A 19,490-nucleotide genomic window follows, 5' to 3' on the forward strand; every position below is an offset into this window, starting at 1 on the left:
CGATTCGGTCGGACGATTCTTATCTATGGGTTTGATCGCCCGCCCGTATTGCCTATACTTGGGGCGGCTCATCGTCAAACGCCTCTTCGCTCGTGTGTTCACTCCTCGTTTCCATCGCCGACGTGCTCGACTCTTTCTGGAAAGCCGGTGTCTCGACACTGCTCGTCGTCGCCGTCGCTATATCGATGTTGACGGCCTGCGATCAGGTGCCGGGCTCTGCGGATCGTTCATTGCAGCCACCGGTCGTCGCCGACTTCGATTATTCGCCTGATTCCGTTGACGCCGGAACGGTCGATCCCTCCCGCGTTACGGATACTACGGTCACTGTGGACCTTCGCCTGTTGACGGCGGTCGAGGACACCGATAGCGACATCGAACGCGTCGTTTTCACAATCGAACCGGGTTCCGCGCCCAGGGCCACGATCGACGGGACTCTGTCGGAAGTATCTGGCCAAGAGGGTGTTTACGGCGCGGCGATTGACCTGACCCTGCCACGAGCCGATGCGCTTTACACTCTGCGCGTCTTTGCGGTCGACACGGATAGCCTGACTAGCAACGTTGGCCTCGGGCAACTCCGTGTGCTTCCGGGCACGCCGTGACGGGGGCAGAACCTGTTTGGCGGACGGTCTCTGGTCTGCGACTTCGTGGATCTCGCCCTGTGCAGCTACTTCACTCGCCAGGTAGCTCCGCTACATGACTCGCTTGAGCGCTCCACACGGGCTTCGCCCACTGTGTTTACTGCGTCAGTCGCTTCGCTCGTGTCGGCTACCGATTCATCCACCAAACAGGTTCACATCTCTCTGCCGGTCTCACGATCTTTTGTCATTGTTCTCGCTCCATGCGATTCTTTTCTCTTTGTCTCGTTGCCGTACTATTGGTCGGGGTGCCGGATGTCAAGGCCCAGTCCGACTCGTTTTCGAAAGGCCGCTGGGAGAAGCAGGCAAAGCGCCTGACGCCGATCCAGGGAGGCTCGGTTGTTAGCAACTTTATTCAGATCATGGCGGCAGGGGGCGACTCGCTCTGGCATGGACCGCTACTCTCGGTCTATGTAGAGGATGCTCCAGAAGGACAGCGGTTTCTGACGGTGGACGATCCTACCCTCACAGAGGAGGAGAACGTCGTGTTTGCCCTGGACGTTGTAAGCGATCCCCTGCCGACGTCGACGATCTGGGCTGGGCTTGCATTTTCGGGAACGGACAACCAACCGACGGCGGGCGGCCTCCTCGTTTCAACGGATGGTGGGGCGAACTTTTCGTACCTGAATCCTCCGCTCGATGCGCCAGGTGACACCACGATTCAGTACGGATCTTCGACGCTTACAGCCATCCCGATCACGGAACCCTCCGGTGCCGCCCCGCAGGATATCGACGTGGATGAGGCATCCGGGACGACGTGGCTAGCCGGTGCGCGCCGAGGTCTGCGTCGGACGACCGATGGCGGACAGACGTGGTCTCGCGTAGTGCTGCCACCCGACTCTGCCGTCTCCATTACGCCGGATGACCCCAACGACTTCACGCTCGGTCCTCCGCTCAACGACGGCCGCGGAAACCGAAATCACTTTGTGTTTAGCACGCTCGTCGACGAGACCGGCACCGTGTGGGCCGGTACGGCCGCGGGAATTAATCGGTCGCGTCCGCAGGACGTGATCAACGGGGAGCGCGCGTGGCTTCACATCATCGCCGACGGGACGCGGAATTTTCTCACGGGGAACAGCGTGGTCCGCATTCAGGAGCAACCGACGCCGGGACGCAACCCGGTCTGGATCGCCTCCTGGGCACTTGACCAGACGGATCGATTCGGCGTGACGGTGACGACCGATGGCGGCCAAACGTATCGGCAGACGCTCCTCGGCGAGAGAGTCTATGACTTCGCGTTTCGCGGCGATCGGGTTTATGCCGCGGCGGAGGACGCATTATATCGCAGCGAGGACGGCGGCCGGACGTGGATTTCGCAGACGACGTTCCAGCCAGAAGATGGTGAGCCCGATAAGCTCCCCCGCGATCTTGGTCTGCGGGCGGTCGTCACGACGCCACGGGCGCTCTGGCTTGGCACGACCGACGGACTGCTCCGGAGTACGAACGAGGGGCGGACATGGCAGATCTTCCGGACCAGTGCGCCGGTAAATCCCGATGACCCCACGGATGAAGCACCGGATGTCGCGACGTACGCGTATCCCAATCCGTTCTCTCCGGCCAGCGACGAATTCACGCGCATTCGCTACGAGACAGAAGGTCCAACCTCGGTCGAGATCAACATTTACGACTTCAGCATGAACCGCGTCCGAACGATCAGGGACGATGTGGGACAGGGACAGGTTGAATCGACCTGGGATGGGACGGATGAGGGCGGTCTTCGCCTTCCAAACGGGACTTATTTCTATACGGTTGATACCGGCCGTACAACGGTTCGTGGAAAGATTCTCTTGCTCGAATGACCGATCGCACTTGTCTCTCGATGTCACCTCGCCCGCCACGCACCACGCTCGTATCCGGTATGACTAAACGGCTTCTCGCACCGCTCCTTGTCGTCGTGACGATTCTCCTCGTTTCGGTGCCTGACGCCCGAGGGCAGGAGGCAGCCGCCGGTGCGTTCGCTCGTTTCGGGTTTGATGCTCACGGGTTGGCCCTTGGTAATGCGCTGGGTGCCTCACCGGCGTCGAACACGAGTCCGTACTACAATCCGGCGCTGGCGCCAAACGCCGAGGGGCAGACACTGACGGCATCCGTTGGCCTTCTGTCCTTTGATCGCCAGCTGCAATCATTGCAGTTTGGTACGCCGCTCGGGCCGTCGGCCGGGGTCGCGCTCGGGATCATTCGCGCCGGTGTCGATGATATCGACGGACGTGATGCGAACGGAAACCGAACGGAAACGCTTGCCACCGATGAATATGCTCTTTTTCTTGCGTTCGGAAACCGGTTCAAAGAACGGCTGTCCATTGGTGCGTCGCTGAAGCTGTACCAGGCGAATTATCTCGATGACGTCGACAATCCGCTCGGGTTTGGGTTGGATCTTGGCTTGACGTACGATGTGACGGAGCGAGGAGCGGTCTCTTTCATCGTGGCAGACCTTCTCGCAAAGTACGAGTGGAATACGTCCGCGCAGGGAGGTCGGACGAACACGGATCGCTTTCCAGTCCGGCTTCGCCTGGCTGGACATTACGGTTTCCTCTCCGACGGTCGGCTGAAGGTGATGGCCGAATACGAGTCGCAATTTGTGCGGCGGGACGAACGCCAGCGAGTCCCCGCACTGTCCGGCGGGTCGCCGACAACGCAGTTTCAGACGGAGTCGCTGCTTCTACATCAGGGCGGCGGGCGGATCGGTGTGGCCTACCCACTGGCCGAGATCCTTGAGATCCGAGGCGGAGTGGATCGCATCGGCGTAGACGGTACCTCCGGCATGCGCCCGAGCGCAGGATTTGGCGTTCGCGAATCGATCGGCGAGCTCGACCTCGAAGTCAGCTATGCATTCGTGCTCGAGCCATATGTCACGGATACGGCGAACTTCGTCTCCGTGCGAATGCATTTCTAGAATCGCTACAGGTGTCGGCTGAGGCCGGGATCGTTGCTATCTTTTCGTGCCCAACGGTTCATGAGCGTGCTCGTAACGAGGTTCATACCGTTTGGCTGGTGCCCGGAACCTTCCAGAAATAATGTCGGTTACGCTACCAACATAATACGATATTGACCTGCTTTACGACGCAGGTGTCGTATAAACCATAGAAGCTAGCGAAACGCCGGTGGGTCTCTGGGTCCACCTCTAGCCGTTTGTCCGGTCGGGAAACCGACGGACGATAGCGGCTGCTTCGCCAGTTTCATGCTCATCCAGAAGGGTTGAGGGTTCAGGCCCGTTGACGCCCTGGCAACCCCCGATTTGATCGCGCCCGTGATCGTCGGGATAGGTGCCACCTCCTGCCTCGCCACGCGAAAGTGTGCCGGCGAGGGCAGATGAGCGGAAGGGACTCGCTCCCGCCTTCCGGGCGATGTCGATCCTCTTCCGCATGCCGAGCGGTAGAGGATTTTTCTATGTTTGGACGTAGCGTTTCACGAAGCGGGACTCCCGGCTCCGGTCGCGATGAACGGTTCGATCGAAACGTGTCCCATCACATCCTCGGCCGTCGGTCTCAAACGGATGAGCCTGTTGGCGCCGGTGCAGAACGCACCGCGCTTCTCGCTCGACTCTTCAACCGTGATTCTACGACCGACATCATGAGTACGACCGACGCTTCATCCAATGGCAGCGAACCCGCGAATCGTCAAGCAGCGCATCGCTTCGAAACGCTGCAGGTTCACGCCGGGCACGACCCGGATCCCACGACCCGGGCCCGCGCTGTTCCAATCTATGCTTCGACCTCTTTTACCTTCGAAGACGCGGACCATGGCGCTGATCTCTTCGCCCTGAAGGAGTTCGGCAACATCTATACGCGCATTATGAACCCGACAAACGACGCGTTTGAAAAGCGCGTTGCTGCGCTGGAGGGAGGCGTCGGCGCGCTGGCGACAGCAAGTGGACAGTCCGCCCAATTCCTGACGATTGCGACGCTTGCCGAGGCGGGGGACAACATTGTGGCGTCGAGCCATCTTTATGGCGGGACGTTCAACCAGTTCAAAAACACCTTCCCGCGTTTCGGCATCGACGTGAGGTTTGCGGACGGTCCGGAAGCCGACTCCGTCGCCTCGCTGATCGACGATGACACCAAGGCGATCTACGTTGAGACGATCTCCAACCCGAGGTTCAGCGTGCCGGACTTCGAGGCGCTGAAACGAGTGAGCGAAGAGAACGGCATCCCGTTGGTCGTGGACAACACATTTGGCGCAGGCGGTTACACGGGTCGTCCGATCGAGCACGGCGCGGACATCGTGGTAGAGAGCGCTACAAAATGGATCGGCGGCCACGGAACGACGATCGGAGGCGTCATCGTGGATGCAGGAACCTTCCCCTGGAATAATGGCAAGTTTCCACAGTTCGACGAGCCGTCGCCGTCGTATCACGGGCTGAACTTCTGGGAGGCCTTTGGCCCAGATGGTGTGCTTGGAGTCAACGCGGCCTTTATCACGCGGGCACGGGTTGAAGCGCTCCGCGACATCGGTCCGGCGCAAAATCCGTTTGGATCGTTCCTGCTGCTGCAGGGGCTGGAGACGCTCAGTCTGCGCGTGGAGCGAAGCAATGACAACGCACTCGAGCTCGCGACGTGGTTGCAGGAGCAGGACGGCGTAAGTTGGGTGAGCTATCCCGGACTCGAGGATCATCCGTACCACGACCGGGCAACACGATATCTGAAAAACGGTTACGGCGCTGTCCTGGCATTCGGCGTGGACGGGGGCGTAGACGCCGGTCGAGCCTTCGTCGAAAACGTGGAGCTCGCGAGTCATCTGGCGAACGTTGGAGATGCGAAGACGCTCGTGATTCATCCGTCGTCGACGACACATCAGCAACTGGCGGAGGAGGAGCAAAAGGCGAGTGGAGTATCTCCCGATCTCGTCCGTGTGTCCGTGGGGATCGAGCATATCGACGATCTCAAGGCGGACTTTCGCCAGGCACTGACGGCCGTCCGTGAGGCGGTTCCCGCATAGTGTTGCTTCCTTCGTTCGGGGACGCGTCCATGATGGAGGCGTCCCCGCGCGGAGATAGCATCCGGCTTCGTGCAATCGCACGGCGCTGGATCCACCCAAACCGCCTACTGATCAAGGGAGCATCAAGTATGTCATCACGAACATTTGACCGCCACGGGCTGGAGTCCGGCGCGGTCCTGAAGGACGCTATTGTCGAATATGAGACGTGGGGAACGCTCAATGAGGCCGGTACGAACGCCATCGTCGTCTGTCATGCGTTAACCGGAGATGCACACGCCGACGACTGGTGGGAGCACCTGATCGGCCCCGGACGCCCGATCGATACCGACCGCTACTTTGTCGTTTGCGCGAATACGATCGGCTCCCCGTATGGAACCGCATCGCCGCTCAGTCTGAATCCCGACACGGGGGAGCGCTACGGCGCTACCTTTCCGCAGGCGACGGTTCGCGATACCGTTCGCCTACATCATCGACTGCTGTGGAGTCTCGGCGTGCGACGGGTTGCAGCGGTTGTGGGTGGATCGATGGGCGGGATGCAGGTCCTGGAATGGGCCGTGAGCGGATCCTTCGTCCAGACGATTGTGCCTATCGCCGTCGGGGGGCGCCATTCGCCGTGGCAGATTGGCTGGAGCGAGGCGCAGCGCCAGGCCATCATGGCGGATCCGAATTGGAATGGCGGTCAATACACGGACGACGCGCGGCCCTCGCGCGGGCTGTCTGCCGCTCGGATGATGGCGATGGTTTCGTACCGGTCGCGCGGCTCGTTCGAGCAGCGCTTCGGGCGTCGTCTTCAATCGAACAACGGATCTTCGAGTGCGGACGCCGCCCCGTTTGAGGTGGAGAGTTATCTGCGGTACCAGGGTCGAAAGCTTGACGATCGGTTCGACGCCAACTGCTATGTTCACCTGACCCGTCAGATGGACTCACACGACATCTCGCGCGGACGCGGGGCCTACGAAGACGTGCTGGCATCGATCGAGCAGCCGGCGCTCGTGATTGGTATTTCGTCGGATGTATTGTACCCGGTTGAAGAGCAGGAGGAACTGGCGTCGCTCCTCCCAAACGCGAGCCTTCATGTCGTTGACTCACCACACGGGCACGACGGATTTCTTATCGAGCAGGATGCGATCGCAGAGGTCTTGCACCCGTGGTTGGAAACGCATAGCAGGCCCAGCGCTCAAGGAGCGTCTACCTTCTCCGTGGAAGCCAACGTCTCATCCGTCCCGCGTGCTCCTCTATCGAAATCATCGACGTCTGGATCATGATGGAAAGTACAGCACACAATTCGGCGTCAGTTTTTCAGACAGACGACGAACTGTCGCGTGGATTGAAATAATGGCGGATGGAAATCCCCGGCGAGCGCCTTCAGGTCACTTTCCCCGGGGACTGTTCGGGGCTGGAATGGACATTGTTTGTCACGTACATGCACGTAAAGTTGTGATCGGGTGCATGCGAATGCCCGACACTCGACATTCGATCATTAACGACATCGAATTGTTGACGAGGTGATCGTTATGACGCAGATGACACGTCACTCTCCGACGCGGACGCTGCGCGATCTGCAGCGGGAGGTAGATGACATCTTCGGTCGCTTCTTCAGTGAAGGCTCCGGATCGGGAAGCAACACAACGACCTGGACGCCGAGGACCGATATGGTCGAATCGGAGGAGGGGTACCACCTTCAGCTCGACGTTCCAGGCATGTCGAAGGATGATCTGAATATCAACATTCAGAATAACACATTGACAATCAGCGGTGAGCGCTCGATGCAGCGTACATCCGAAGGCGAAGAGCGCGTTCGGGTTGAGCGTGCATTCGGCACGTTCCACCGCACGTTTGCGCTTCCCCGTTCCGTCGATGCCGAGAATATTCAGGCCAAGTACGAAGACGGCGTGCTAACGGTTAACGTACCCAAGGCCGAAAATGCACAACGTCGTCGCATTGAGATCGAATAGAACCGTATGCAGGCATTGCCCCGGTTCACTGAGCCGGTTCACTGAGCCGGTTCATTGAGCCGGTGCATTGACACCAGGCTTGTCCTGTTGATGTGATGCTTGCCGAGGTCCACGATGGCAGGCTTGATCTCACGGACGAACAGCAATGACGGCCTCCGACCGGTTCCGCCCCGGTCGGGGGCTTTTCCTTTTCACTGCCCGGCGTGAGCGATCGATTGCTCGTGACGACTTCTTTACGCGATCGCCTGGGGGATCGATGACCTTTCATCGCTATCTACCTCCGCCTGTATTGACATGTTGCTACAGAATTGTGTAGGTTTCCACCAACGGTGTTTGCATTTCCGCCGAATAGACTGAAATCTAGATATGCCGGCCACGCTACGAACCGCCGGCAGCGGTGCCTGCTCCCCTGGGTGGCGCGTCCGATCCGCCGTGATCGGAGTCCACTCCTGCACCGATAACGTCCCTACACATGGAACCGACTCGATTCGCATGAACGATTCCAATTCCGAACGCTCCGACTCACAACGCACAGATCAGTCCGACAGCAACGCTCGAAAAGGCGTTTCCCGTCGCGGATTCATCCAGAAACTCTCCGCTCTCGGTCTCGCCGGGTTTGGTGCAAGTGCCATCCTTGCCGGATGCGGCGGCTCCGACGACTCTGGCAGCGCCACGTCCGACACCGCGGCCTCAGGCAACCTCCAGTGCGATGATCTCTCGGGTCTTACGGCAAGTGAACGTGAACGTCGTCAGACGCAGGTCGAGGCGCTTCAGTACGTCGAAGAGTCCGAGACAGAGGGCCAGTATTGCGATAACTGTTTGTTCTACCAGCAACCCGAAGAAGGATCTGAGTGCGGTGGCTGCCAGCTCTTCCCGGGCCCGGTGAACCCGAAAGGATGGTGCAACACGTGGCAGGCAAAAGCTGGGTGATTTAGCCCCGATGTAGCACCGGATTCAATCGAGCACGGCTCTCGACTTCGTTCTCTCATAACGGATCGAGGGCCGTTGCTATGTTCGGATGACGTGGTAGCCGCACCGCGGTACAAATTCTGATGGAGAGCCAGGCGCGGATGAATACGGGCCGTGCAACCGGCTCGGGTTGCTCCGCGTGCAACGCCCGGCTCATCGCTTCCCCACGAATTTCCGATTCCGGTTACAGATGCGCAGTTTTTTTCGCGACGAATGGCGTCGTCTACGTCGAGCCGTGGAGTCTCTCGACCTTCAGACGATGGTGGTGCTGACGCTTGCCGCCTTTATCGTGATTCTGCACTTCAACATTGGGAGTCGCAGCGTCTTTCTGAGCAACTTCGCAGACGGATTCGATCCATCCTGGCGGACTCTCTGGTCGTGGGGATGGTGGTTTGGCACGAAGGGTATTCTCGGCTTCGTCGTCCCGCTGCTCGTGTTGTACTTCGCCTTTGGTCGTTCCGCTCGCGAGTGTGGTGTTGGGCTGGGCAACTGGCGTCTCGCGTCGGGAATCGCCGCCCTCTACCTGCCGCTCGTGGCCATCGGTACGTGGATTCTAAGTGACGGCGCTGCCTTCCAGAGCCAGTATCCACACTTCCGTGGAGCCGCCTTCAAATGGCAGTTCTTCCTGATCTACGAAGCCCTGTTCCTGTTTTACTGGATGGGCTGGGAGTACCTCTGGCGTGGCTTCGTCCTGTTCGGGACGGTACATAAACTCGGGCTCTATGCCATTTTCGTTCAAGCGGTGCCGTTCGCCGTGCTCCACGTGGACAAGCCGTGGCCCGAAGCGATGCTGTCGATCGTAGGAGGCGTGGCTCTCGGGGCGCTCTGCTGGCGGTGCCGCTCGTTCTGGATCGCCGTCCCGATTCACGCCGCACAGATGATGTTGCTGGATTTCTGGTGCACGCTCCGAGCGAGAACAGAGGTCGATGGCTGGGGCCTATCCGCACTAATGGACGCTCTTGCCGCTCTTACGTGAGACTTCAGGCTGTGCGCGCCTCGCCACGCGGCGCTGAAGTCGCCCGTCGTATACCGCAACGGTTGATCTTCGCCCTCAACGGCGCCATTTTTCAGCACCTCCCGATTCATCGTCTCAGTCGGACATCCATGACTGTTGCTTTTCAGGGTGAGCTCGGTGCCTACAGTGAGGAAGCCGTTCGGCGGGTATATCCCGACGCCGACCTCGTTCCGTGTACCACATTCGTGGACGCATTCGAAGCGGTCGCGGATGGCGCAGCCGACCGTGCGGTCCTGCCTATCGAAAACTCGCTGTTTGGCAGTGTGCATGTCAATTACGACCACCTCCGATCGTACGATGTGACGATCATCGGAGAAGTCCAGGTTCGCATCCGGCACTGCCTGATGGCGCCGGACGGGGCGACGATGGACTCGATTCGGTGTGTGCGATCTCATCCGCAGGCCATTGGGCAATGCCGCCAGTCTCTCCGAGAGCTCACGCCTGAGGCGCGCACCGAACCCGCGTCAGATACCGCCGGAGCGGCCCGTGAAGTCGCCGAGCAAGGAGATATGAGTGTCGCGGCCATTGCGAGCCGGCGTGCGGCCGAGCGGTATGGGCTGACGGTGGTGGCGGAAAGAATTGAGGACAACCCTCAGAACTACACTCGTTTCCTCGTCCTGGCCGACGCAGACGATGACGCTACGCCGATCGGTTCGGACGATGCGCCCTTCAAGACGTCGATCGTCTTTGCCCTGAGGGAGAATGTCCCGGGAGCGCTGTTCAAGAGTCTGGCGGTTTTTGCCCTTCGTGATCTCGACCTCGAAAAGATCGAAAGCCGGCCGTTGGTCGGTGCACCGGGACGGTACCTCTTCTATCTCGACGTGCGTGGCCGGGCGTCGGACCGTTCGCTCGAGCGAGCCTTTGATAATCTCCGCGAAGTTGCCACAGATCTTCGCGTTCTGGGTTCGTATCGCGCCTCTCAAATCGAGTCGTCCGATGGTCCCATCAAGTGAAGGTGCGGCGGGGCAAAGATCGAATCGACGTACCTGCAACTTCGGATCATAGTTCGTATCCTTCGGTCGCCCTCCCGTATCGCGACGCCAACGGGGCGGTCGCTCGTTTTGCTCATCGCGTTCCCCAGCATGTTGCCGTACTCTATTCGCGAAGGCATCGCCAACTTCCGGCGAGCCAAATTTGCTGTATTCGCCTCGACCAGCGCCATGTCGGTGGCCCTCGTTCTCGTCGGCCTTTTTGCGCTGGTTACCTTCGAAGCACAGAACGTCTCATCTTGGCTGCGCGATCGCGTCGGTGAGGTGGAGGTGTTCGTCGACGAAGACGCGTCCACGCGACAGGCCGAGGCGCTTCACACGCGACTGAAGACGATTCCTGCCGTCGCATCGACCACGTTCATCAGCAGGGAGGAGGCCCAGACCATCTTCGCTGAGGAGTTTGGAGAGGGCGCAGAGATCTACGACGACGGTCCTTTCTTGCCGGCGTCCGTTCGGTTAAGGCTCAAGACCAGCTACATCCATACGGATAGCATTTCGCAGATGGCGGGTCAAATTCAGAGCTTTGACTACGTCGACGATGTTGTCTTCGATCAGGCGCTGCTGGCTCGCGTCCAGCAGAACGTACGTCTCGTCAGTCTCGCCGGCCTGGTGCTGGGAGCGATCGTTATTCTCGCAGCGATTTTCCTCGTTGGCAACACCATTCGTTTGACGATCTACGCCCGGCGCCTGCTTATTCGCACGATGAAACTCGTTGGGGCGACGGACGCATTCATTCGACGACCCTTTCTCGTCGAGGGCGTGCTGCAGGGTCTGATTGCTGGCACGGTGGCGTCCGGCATTGTCTGGGGGCTGTACCGGCTGATGCTGGAAGAACTTCCGGACCTCGCGATCAGCTACGTTGTCCCTCATGCCGAGCTCATTCTTGTGGGCGGGCTCATTGTGGGCGGCATTCTGCTTGGGTGGGTCGGGTCGTTTTTCGCCGTTCGACGTTTCATTAAAAGCGTCGACATACACTAGCAGACGTATCCCGTTGTCGGCCTCTCGCTTCTTTTTCGTAACCGTATACTCTCTCTTATGACCGCCGGAATTCTTTGTCGCCCGAGACTATGGAGCGGTATCGCCGGGGCACTCCTTGTTGTGTTCGCCGGATGTGAGCCGAGTGGGACGTCGGACGTTGTAACCGAGGCGGACGGTCGTGCGCGCGTCGGGCCGGCCGTGGAGTCGGAGACGGTGCGGCGCGGAGTCGCTCCCGGCGACCGGACGCTCGTTTTGAAAGGCTTTCGCGGGAGCGTCATGCTTGAGGGAACGACGCAGAGCACGGCGGAGCTTGAGTTCGTGAAGCGAGGCCTGGGCGGAACCGAAGAGGAGGCCAGAGAGAGCCTGAATGGCATTCGGGTGATGGAGGAGGGAACGGCGGATGAATACACCTACACGGTGCAGTCGGATGACGAGAGGCGGAGTGCGACCGATATCCGGGGCACGATTCCGTCCGGTGTTCGCCTGCGCGTCGAGCATGCCGCCGGACCCGTGGCGATGATCGGCGTCGACGGACCGATTCAGATTGAGCACGAACACGGATCCGTCGACATTCGGGAGGCAGAATCGAGTGTCACGGTCGAAATCAAAAACGGCGACGTGATGGTCCAGCATCGTCAACTGCCGCCAAGCGCGAAGATCAATCTCTCCACGGAGAATGGAGACATGGCGCTGGCTATTCCTTCGGATGCATCGGTACAGGTCGAGGCCGAAACCAACGCGGGCGACATTTTCATTCGCGACCTGACGTTCAATCCGCAGCGCCTGACGCCGCTTCGTGCCGGGGCACGGTACGCCGCTCAGCGCGGTGCGGGCGAGGCCGTCGCGACGCTCCGAACGGAAAACGGTTCGATCGTGATACAGAAAACGCCGAGCGCACTGCCGGATGCTGAGTCTCTCCTGGATACGACGGCGACGGACTCGACAGCGGCTCCGCACGGGGACTCGGCACAGGCCGACACGTCGAGCGGAGCAGAACTCGGCGTTTTCGGCCCGCCGCCCCGCGATACCGGGACGACTGAGGACACGATGCCGCCTTCTGACTCGCTCGACGCGCCGACGCCCGAGCCATCCGACACCGTGCTCTCAGATACCGTCGATACCGACACGAGTCGATAGCCTTCTGGAACTCCGGTCCTTACCAATCCGCGGGAACGACACGCCTGGCACCCGTTTGCCAGGGCTCGAAGCGTCGCACGGCCGTGCGACGCTTTTTTATGTCAGTACATCTGTTTCCGTCGGATCCTTCTGCTGTGTACCTCAAACGGTCCGGCCCACTGCTTGCTCATAGCGACTGACCTCGATCGTTGAACCCTGAACTTTGAACACTGAACCCAGAACCAGAAACGCGGAGCTCCTCCCGGTCGGGAAGAACTCCGCGTTGACATCTCGCGAGTCACGCAAGCGTGACAGGGGATGTGTTGGTGCTACGGCGTCACGCTGGGCACGGAGGGTGCATCGATCGTTTCGAGCGATGTGTCATACTCCGTATTGACGGCCTCGATGATGAGGTTGGTGACCACCTCGTGTGTGTCTCCGCTCGGATGGACGCCGTCCTCACTGAAGAACTGCCCAAAGGTCGGCGTGCTCGTGTTTGGAAACTTCGGCACGAGGTCGTCCGACGGGTCCATCGGCGTGTTGCTACCGGCAGCATACAGCGCCTGCAACGACGGGTTCACGTCGACGTACGCCCAGCCGCGTTGGTCGGCCTGGCTCTGGATGAAGTTGTTGAAGGCCGTGAGGCGGGCGACGATCTGCTGGGCCTCGGCTCCCGTGAGGATGATCTCTGGAGCCGTTGCTGGGTCGCAGACGAGCGTTACGTTTTGTCCCTGAAGTGCCTGCTGAAACAGCTCTCCAAACCCGTAGCTAAAGGGAACCCGCGATGCGTCTCCGCTGCCGCCCGGTGCGCAAGAGCTGTCCACGGTGTAGCTTCCCCAGGCGGGAGACTGCTGTGAGCCGAACTGGTTCAGCTGTGCTTCTGCCGCCGCGTATGCTGGGCCAGGCGACAGGTTGGGGACGAAGGCGACGTTGGCGACCGACACGAGCACACCGCGGTCCACGCCACCGTTTTCGAGTTCATCCAGCATGGCCGTGTACTGCGACTCAAAGTCCGCGACGGGTGTCATGCCATCCGGGTTGCCGGCAAGGGCGGCGCCCAGCACGTCGTTATTGCCGATCCAGACGCTGGCGAACGTCGGGTTCGCATCCAGGGCCGCTTCCGTCTGCGTGCGGTTGCCAAGGACCAGCCTTGTGAGAGGGGACGGGCTGGCGCCTTCGGACGGATCGTTCGTTGTGACATCGATCGTGAGGGCGCCCGGAACCGCTACGTTGTTCAACACGAGCGGAGCGGGTGTGGAGCGAAACGCACAATCGCTCCGGCTCGCGCCACTGACGCGCTCGCCAGTCAGAATGTTTGTGTAAGGAGGTGGGCAACCCGGAGTGCGGACCTCCGGGATATCGAACGGCGTGCCCATCTGATCTGCAAGGAGGACGGCGTAGGATTCGTTCTGGGTGTTACTGTTGATTCCGTCGGATTGGAAGCCGGCGGTGATGCTATTGCCGATCGACACGTAGCGGTCGAAGATCGGGTTGACCGACGACTCGCGTGGGTCGGTGTCGGAAAGGCTATCGCTGTCGCACCCGGCCACGAAGGGCAGTGCGAACGCAATCAGCAGCAGGCCCCAGGCAGCGGAGCGGTTGAAGAAAGACATATCAGTTCGCATGGTGGTTTACAGGTGGACAGTGAGCGTCAGGCCGACGAGGTGAGCGTCGAAGGAGTACAGACCTTCGTTCAGGTCTGCGAGCGAGTCGACGTTCTCGCCCGGGCGCACGTCGCGAACGCGACCTGCGCGATCCGCTTGCCCGAGATACTGGTAGGCTGCATTGATCTCGAAGCTGTCGGCCGGGCGGTAGCCAAGGCCCACGGTGTAGTGCGTACGGTCATTTTCCGGAAGAAGCGGGGTGACCGTTGCGGCCGGAGCGGCTGCCGTGTTGTAGATGAACCCGGCCCGCGCCTCTACGTTGTCGGCCACGTCGTACTGTGCACCGAGACGCACGCCGTGTGTATCTTCGTAGTTCAGCTCCCGTGTTGTGTCGAGGGCGTCTTTCTCAAAGTCGAGAGGAATTGCGCCCAGGCTCGACCAGCGCGTCCACTGATAGTCTGCCAGAACGGTCAGGTCGGCGGTGGCGTCATAGCTCACGCCGAAGATCAGCTGGCTTGGAAACGTGATTTCTGTCTCGATGGACTGATCAATGAGCGTCCCTGATCCTTCGGCAAATTGCGTCTGCGCGAGAATTCCGTCGATTCCCGTCCCGTCGGGAAGAACGATTCCGGTCTCAATCTGGGTGAATGTGGCATCGCCGTCGAACGTTACTCTGACGGGTGTCGTGAAGCGCGTCGCGATCGATAGCTGGTCATTCACGTCAAACGTTGCACCGATGTTCGCGCCGAATCCGATGGCATTGTGCCCTTCGAGCTTGACGTCGACGAACGCGGTATGGTGGGGCACGCCGAGCTGAGAAAAATACGTTCCAGGTGATGCCTCCTGTTGCGAGAGATCTTGACGCTGGTTCAGTTCGACACTCGAGATGGCAACGATTGGCCCGCCCCCGATACTCAACCGACCATCGCTCATCGCAATGGTTGGTTGCACGTAGATCGACTGAACGCCGCTGTCATATCCTTCAAAGGCCCCTTCAAACGTCGGGCGCCACTCCGTGGCGAGTCCGTATGGGACGTAGACTCCGAGGCCTGCAGCAGTAGATTCGTTAATTTCGTATGTTGCGAACGCGTGCGGGACGTAAATCGGGTCGTTTTGCAGTTCGCTCACGTTGCCGGTGAGGCCACTCGTGTAATCGCCTCCGGCTGCGACCATCGTCGCGCCGGCCGAGATGACCAGGCCCTCGTTGTCAACGATGTTGGCCGGGTTGAAGTAGAGCGATGAGCCGTCGCCACAGCCCTGTGCGACGGTAGCACCCGCCCGCGCCATTGCGCAGGCTCCCTGTTCGTAGACGCCGAATCCCTGAGCCTGTACCTGTGCGGCGGGAGCGGCAAACCAGATGAATAGAGCGACGAGAAGTCCGAGGCCGACCCGAGTGACGCGCCGTGGAGGCGGCACCCATGCCGAGGCCGAGGGGCGCGAGGCCCCGCAGATTGGAGACTGCATGAGACAGAGGAGTGAGTGGTGAAGAGCGGTTAATGGCGCTTTGCCGACCATCGTCACATCAAAACTCGCGGTCGTTACTCGCGGAATCTGGGTTCCAACCGAGGATCGGCAACTCGTTTCGACGGACATCTGACGAGACCAAAGATCTCGAGTCGGGCCGACGTTTCGGAACCGCTTTCGAATGCGACGGCGCCCTCGTTGATACGGTTTGAGCGCGGCTGCGTTAGCAGAAAAAAAGACGTTCTCGAAAGCGGCTTCAGCGGCGATGCGCAAGTAATTAACAGTGTTAACAAATTGCAAACGTAATACGCGCATCAACTGTACTTCCTGCAATTCTTCTTCGATCTGGCGATATCATAATTTGTCGATTTACCCATGGAAAAATGAGGGCATACGGAGTGTGATGAACGGCCTCGAACGCGGATGATGTCGTCGGAATGCCGAACGGTGTTCGCATCCGTCGTCTCGTCTACGTATTCTCCGATCCTCCGATCAACAATTGTCGAGATGTGTGCGTTGGTGTGCCTGGTATGAGGAAAATGCGAACGTCCTCTCGACCATGTGGACGAGCGAGAAGAATGCACTGACCGTGTATACGGAGGCAGTTGAGCACGCACGACACACGATGTCGGCCCAGCTTTCATTACGAAACGTAAAACGAAGAGAACCTGTTTGGCGGACAGCCTTCGGCGATTCAATCGTACAGTCCGTCCGCTGGTCGGTCCTCGCAACGTTCGTCACACCAGTCTTGGTTGATCTCGCGCACTGTGTCTGCCGCGTCCGTGCAAACGGATGACCTTCAACCCAGCCGGAGACGCGACCTTCTTCCTTGCTTTTTTTATCCATCCGCCAAACAGGTTATGAGCACCACGCAGAAGGCACTGATTGTCCGAACCGGTCCGGACGGACATGAAGGACTCGACGAACTGAACATCGAGCTTGAGCGTGGTTGGACGGTCGCCGAGGTTGCGCCGATGGGTGGCGCCGGCGGGGCCACGGACGCACCAGTCGTCGCAGCACTCGTTATTCTGGAGCATAACGACCGTCCTGAGACCGAGCCTCAAATTGCTACGGAAGCAGTCGAGATCGAGGAGGAAAAGGCAGAAGAGGTGGTCGATGAGGTCGTCGAAGAAATGGACGATGTCGTGGAGGGCGATGGGATATAGGGGAAGGCGAAATGCTAAGTGCGAAATGCTAAGTGCGACATGCGACGTGGGAATGTAAAGCGCAAAATCGCGAGGCTTCACACGGCACGACGCCGACACGCTAATACGTCGATACGTTAGCATCTAACACTTCCAAAACTTCCACACTTCCAAACCTCCAAACTTCCACACTTCCAAACCTAAAAACCTCCCACATGGACATCGGTCTGATATACGATGTATTCGAGGATTACCCGTGGCGTGAGGACGAGGCGCCGGACGCGGATGCGGAGTATGAACCGGTCGAAACTGTGGATGCTCTTGCGGAGGCCGTCACGGGTCTGGGGCATCGCCCGGTGCGGATCGGAACGGCGTTCGACCTCCAGGAGAAGCTGAGAGAGGGGCTTTCCCTCGACGCCGCGATCAACATCTCGGAGGGTGCACGGAGCCGAAATCGTGAGGCGTACGCACCCATTCTGCTCGAAATGGCGGGAATTCCCTGTCTCGGTTCGGATGCCCTTACGTTATCTCTTACGCTCGACAAGGCGTGGACCAAAGACATCGTTTGCGCTGCCGGCGTCCCGGTCCCGGAGCACCGCGTCTTCGGCCGGGCGGAGGAGGTAGCCGAAAACGACCTACCCGATTTCCCGCTGTTCGTCAAGCCACGATACGAGGGATCCTCGAAGGGCATCGCGCCATCAAGTCGCGTGACAACCGTCGGCGAGCTTCGGGCGGAAGTTGCCCGGCAGACAAACCTGTACGATCAGGACGTTATCGTCGAGTCGTTTGTCGAGGGCGGCGGCGAATATACCGTCGGAGTTATCGGCCACGATCCGCCTGAGGCGCTTCCGGTTCTGCAGCGCGCGGTGGAGTCGTCCACGCGCATCGGGTTGCATGCGCTAGAGCATCGGGGCGCGGAGCAACCGGCGGACGAATGGGCGTATGACCTGGAAGGGGAGATGACGCCGGAGCTGGAAGAGCAATTGCAGCAGCTTACGCTGACGGTATTCGACACACTCGAGTGCGTGGATTTTGCCCGGGCGGATTTTCGGGTTGATGCCAGTGGTCGGCCCTGGTTTCTTGAAATCAATCCATTGCCGACCTTTGCACCGGATGGCACATTCGCTATCGCCGCCGAACTGATGAATCAATCCTATGATGCCTTTCTGGCGGACGTCTTCCAGCGCGCGCTTCGTCGACTTCAGTTGGGAGACTGAATTGCCCCGGTAATGACTTGCGGATGGGGAGTGGAGCGAACATATGTGCACGATTTGTGGAAACCGCGACAATCCGCGTCCGGACGCTCCAGGTGGAGCAACGTTGTGTGTTCGTCAGGCGTAGGCATAGTGTTATTCATCATCACCCTCGATTCGCGTCATGTCTGCAATGCCTGAAGCAACGCTTTCCCCGCCGACCGTGGCCAGTGAGGACTGGACCGACTGGCGGTGGCAGATGCGGAATCGAATCCACAGCGTGGAGGCTCTTCGGGAATGGATCGAGCCGACCGAGGATGAGATTGAGGCGATCGAGAAGACCGAGGGTGTCTTTCGGTGGAACGTGACGCCGTATTACGCCCAGTTGATGGATCGAGAGGATCCCAACTGCCCGATTCGCCGGCAGGTCATTCCGACGATGAATGAACTGGAGGAGGATCTTGTCGGGGTGGAGGACCCGCTGACCGAAGTTGCGCACTCGCCGGTCAAGAACCTGATTCACAATTACCGTGATCGGGTCGCCTTCTGCGTTACGGCCGAATGCGCGATCTACTGCCGGTACTGCCTCCGCAAACGCATGGTGGGAGACGCAGACTTTTTCATGCGAACGGGCGAATTGCAGGAGGCGATCGACTACATCGCCGCGCACGACGAGATTCGAGACGTGCTGCTGACGGGGGGCGATCCGCTGACGTTCAACGAGGCGCATCTCGAATGGCTTCTCTCGCGGCTACGCGCTATCGACCACGTCGAGATTATCCGGTTTGGGTCTCGCATGCCAGTCAAGCTGCCCTACCGTATCACGGATGACCTCTGCTCGCTATTGGCGAAGCACCACCCCGTCTGGGTCAATACCCACTTCAACCACCCGAAGGAATTGACGGCAGACGCTGCGGCAGCGATCGACCGCCTTACATCAGCGGGCGTTCCTGTTGGGAATCAGACCGTGCTTCTGCGCGGCATCAACGATGACGTCGAAACGATGAAAGCGCTCAACGAAGGGCTGGTCCGAATGCGCGTGCGACCCTACTACCTGTATCAGGCCCAGCTTATCGGGGGAACCGCGCACCTGCGGACGCCGATCGAGACCGGCATGCATATCATGCGCGAATTGCGGGGGCGGACAACCGGGTTTGCTATTCCAGACTACGTTTTGGACACACCTCATGGAAAGGTCCCGCTTCACCGAAGCTACGTGCGGGGGCGTGCGGGCGACCGCGTCGTGATGGAAACGTACAGTGGGCAACTCTGGGCAGAACCGAACCCGATCCCGAGTGACGAAAACGTTCCATTACAGCTGCCGCCGATTGATCTGCCGCCCGAAGCAGACACAATCGATATACGTTGATGTCCAGAGTGTATTGCCCCTTCCGATCGGTTGGCGTACGATCGTGTCATCTGGACGTACCGCAACCCCTGGTTGACATTCCCCGCCGACCGAAATAGATTTAACGCTTGATCTCCTTCTCTT

Annotated in this window: 16 protein-coding genes and 1 riboswitch; of the genes, 14 read left to right on the forward strand and 2 right to left on the reverse strand. The window is 59.7% G+C overall.

All coding sequences use genetic code 11. The features are described from left to right. Nucleotides 1-92: 92 nt before the first annotated feature. The 11 genes from CRI94_RS04990 to CRI94_RS05040 all read left to right on the forward strand — a co-directional run bounded on the left by CRI94_RS04990 (nt 93) and on the right by CRI94_RS05040 (nt 12,613). Nucleotides 93-599, forward strand: a complete 507-nt coding sequence (locus CRI94_RS04990) for a hypothetical protein (RefSeq protein WP_098074569.1) — start codon at nt 93-95, stop codon at nt 597-599. Between the two features lie 239 nt (nt 600-838). Beyond that, nucleotides 839-2,434 (forward strand): WD40/YVTN/BNR-like repeat-containing protein, encoded by a 1,596-nt coding sequence (locus CRI94_RS04995; protein ID WP_098074570.1) that lies wholly within the window; start codon nt 839-841, stop codon nt 2,432-2,434. Between the two features lie 59 nt (nt 2,435-2,493). Further along, nucleotides 2,494-3,528, forward strand: coding sequence for a PorV/PorQ family protein (locus CRI94_RS05000; RefSeq protein WP_098074571.1), 1,035 nt, complete (start codon nt 2,494-2,496; stop codon nt 3,526-3,528). A gap of 286 nt (nt 3,529-3,814) precedes the next feature. Then, nucleotides 3,815-3,951, forward strand: a riboswitch (SAM riboswitch). Nucleotides 3,952-4,205: 254 nt separating this feature from the next. Next, on the forward strand, nt 4,206-5,570 hold the full coding sequence (locus CRI94_RS05005) for an O-acetylhomoserine aminocarboxypropyltransferase/cysteine synthase family protein (protein ID WP_098074837.1): 1,365 nt from the start codon (nt 4,206-4,208) through the stop codon (nt 5,568-5,570). Between the two features lie 128 nt (nt 5,571-5,698). Beyond that, on the forward strand, nt 5,699-6,835 hold the full coding sequence (gene metX / locus CRI94_RS05010) for a homoserine O-acetyltransferase MetX (RefSeq protein WP_098074838.1): 1,137 nt from the start codon (nt 5,699-5,701) through the stop codon (nt 6,833-6,835). Between the two features lie 249 nt (nt 6,836-7,084). Beyond that, complete coding sequence (locus CRI94_RS05015; RefSeq protein ID WP_098074572.1) at nt 7,085-7,525, forward strand: Hsp20/alpha crystallin family protein; 441 nt, start codon at nt 7,085-7,087, stop codon at nt 7,523-7,525. 492 nt (nt 7,526-8,017) lie between these two features. Continuing rightward, the gene (locus CRI94_RS05020) at nt 8,018-8,455 is read left to right on the forward strand and encodes a high-potential iron-sulfur protein (protein WP_179862167.1); all 438 of its coding nucleotides are present in this window, start codon (nt 8,018-8,020) and stop codon (nt 8,453-8,455) included. A gap of 229 nt (nt 8,456-8,684) precedes the next feature. Further along, entirely contained in the window at nt 8,685-9,470 is a 786-nt protein-coding gene (locus tag CRI94_RS05025; RefSeq protein WP_098074574.1) for a CPBP family intramembrane glutamic endopeptidase, read from the forward strand. A 128-nt stretch (nt 9,471-9,598) separates the two neighbouring features. Beyond that, nucleotides 9,599-10,462, forward strand: coding sequence for a prephenate dehydratase (gene pheA / locus CRI94_RS05030; RefSeq protein WP_098074839.1), 864 nt, complete (start codon nt 9,599-9,601; stop codon nt 10,460-10,462). A gap of 129 nt (nt 10,463-10,591) precedes the next feature. After that, entirely contained in the window at nt 10,592-11,476 is an 885-nt protein-coding gene (locus CRI94_RS05035; RefSeq protein ID WP_098074575.1) for a cell division protein FtsX, read from the forward strand. A 57-nt stretch (nt 11,477-11,533) separates the two neighbouring features. Then, a complete protein-coding gene (locus tag CRI94_RS05040) occupies nt 11,534-12,613 on the forward strand; it encodes a DUF4097 family beta strand repeat-containing protein (RefSeq protein WP_098074576.1) in 1,080 nt (359 codons plus the stop codon). 308 nt (nt 12,614-12,921) lie between these two features. On the opposite strand, the gene CRI94_RS05045 is transcribed toward CRI94_RS05040, so the two are convergent. Both CRI94_RS05045 and CRI94_RS05050 read right to left on the reverse strand, forming a co-directional pair. Beyond that, entirely contained in the window at nt 12,922-14,205 is a 1,284-nt protein-coding gene (locus tag CRI94_RS05045) for an SGNH/GDSL hydrolase family protein (RefSeq protein ID WP_179862168.1), read from the reverse strand. Between the two features lie 18 nt (nt 14,206-14,223). After that, the gene (locus CRI94_RS05050) at nt 14,224-15,660 is read right to left on the reverse strand and encodes an OmpP1/FadL family transporter (protein WP_179862169.1); all 1,437 of its coding nucleotides are present in this window, start codon (nt 15,658-15,660) and stop codon (nt 14,224-14,226) included. An 860-nt stretch (nt 15,661-16,520) separates the two neighbouring features. Between CRI94_RS05050 and CRI94_RS05055 the strand changes: the two genes are divergently transcribed. The 3 genes from CRI94_RS05055 to CRI94_RS05065 all read left to right on the forward strand — a co-directional run bounded on the left by CRI94_RS05055 (nt 16,521) and on the right by CRI94_RS05065 (nt 19,367). Then, nucleotides 16,521-16,826: a hypothetical protein gene (locus CRI94_RS05055; protein WP_098074579.1), complete on the forward strand. Its 306-nt coding sequence runs from the start codon at nt 16,521-16,523 to the stop codon at nt 16,824-16,826. Nucleotides 16,827-17,020: 194 nt separating this feature from the next. Then, nucleotides 17,021-18,022 (forward strand): D-alanine--D-alanine ligase family protein, encoded by a 1,002-nt coding sequence (locus CRI94_RS05060; protein WP_098074580.1) that lies wholly within the window; start codon nt 17,021-17,023, stop codon nt 18,020-18,022. Nucleotides 18,023-18,182: 160 nt separating this feature from the next. Then, on the forward strand, nt 18,183-19,367 hold the full coding sequence (locus tag CRI94_RS05065) for a KamA family radical SAM protein (protein WP_245846076.1): 1,185 nt from the start codon (nt 18,183-18,185) through the stop codon (nt 19,365-19,367). Nucleotides 19,368-19,490 lie beyond the last annotated feature (123 nt).

Source organism: Longibacter salinarum, assembly GCF_002554795.1.
Taxonomy (GTDB): Bacteria; Bacteroidota; Rhodothermia; order Rhodothermales; family Salinibacteraceae; genus Longibacter; species Longibacter salinarum.

Bases quoted from the DNA above. Each gene is read 5' to 3' on its own strand.
- CRI94_RS04995 (WP_098074570.1), top strand. From the start codon at position 839: ATGCGATTCTTTTCTCTTTGTCTCGTTGCCGTACTATTGGTCGGGGTG.
- CRI94_RS05000 (WP_098074571.1), top strand. From the start codon at position 2,494: ATGACTAAACGGCTTCTCGCACCGCTCCTTGTCGTCGTGACGATTCTC.
- CRI94_RS05005 (WP_098074837.1), top strand. From the start codon at position 4,206: ATGAGTACGACCGACGCTTCATCCAATGGCAGCGAACCCGCGAATCGT.
- metX (WP_098074838.1), top strand. From the start codon at position 5,699: ATGTCATCACGAACATTTGACCGCCACGGGCTGGAGTCCGGCGCGGTC.
- CRI94_RS05015 (WP_098074572.1), top strand. From the start codon at position 7,085: ATGACGCAGATGACACGTCACTCTCCGACGCGGACGCTGCGCGATCTG.
- CRI94_RS05020 (WP_179862167.1), top strand. From the start codon at position 8,018: ATGAACGATTCCAATTCCGAACGCTCCGACTCACAACGCACAGATCAG.
- CRI94_RS05025 (WP_098074574.1), top strand. From the start codon at position 8,685: ATGCGCAGTTTTTTTCGCGACGAATGGCGTCGTCTACGTCGAGCCGTG.
- pheA (WP_098074839.1), top strand. From the start codon at position 9,599: ATGACTGTTGCTTTTCAGGGTGAGCTCGGTGCCTACAGTGAGGAAGCC.
- CRI94_RS05035 (WP_098074575.1), top strand. From the start codon at position 10,592: ATGTTGCCGTACTCTATTCGCGAAGGCATCGCCAACTTCCGGCGAGCC.
- CRI94_RS05040 (WP_098074576.1), top strand. From the start codon at position 11,534: ATGACCGCCGGAATTCTTTGTCGCCCGAGACTATGGAGCGGTATCGCC.
- CRI94_RS05045 (WP_179862168.1), bottom strand. From the start codon at position 14,205: ATGTCTTTCTTCAACCGCTCCGCTGCCTGGGGCCTGCTGCTGATTGCG.
- CRI94_RS05050 (WP_179862169.1), bottom strand. From the start codon at position 15,660: ATGCAGTCTCCAATCTGCGGGGCCTCGCGCCCCTCGGCCTCGGCATGG.
- CRI94_RS05055 (WP_098074579.1), top strand. From the start codon at position 16,521: ATGAGCACCACGCAGAAGGCACTGATTGTCCGAACCGGTCCGGACGGA.
- CRI94_RS05060 (WP_098074580.1), top strand. From the start codon at position 17,021: ATGGACATCGGTCTGATATACGATGTATTCGAGGATTACCCGTGGCGT.
- CRI94_RS05065 (WP_245846076.1), top strand. From the start codon at position 18,183: ATGTCTGCAATGCCTGAAGCAACGCTTTCCCCGCCGACCGTGGCCAGT.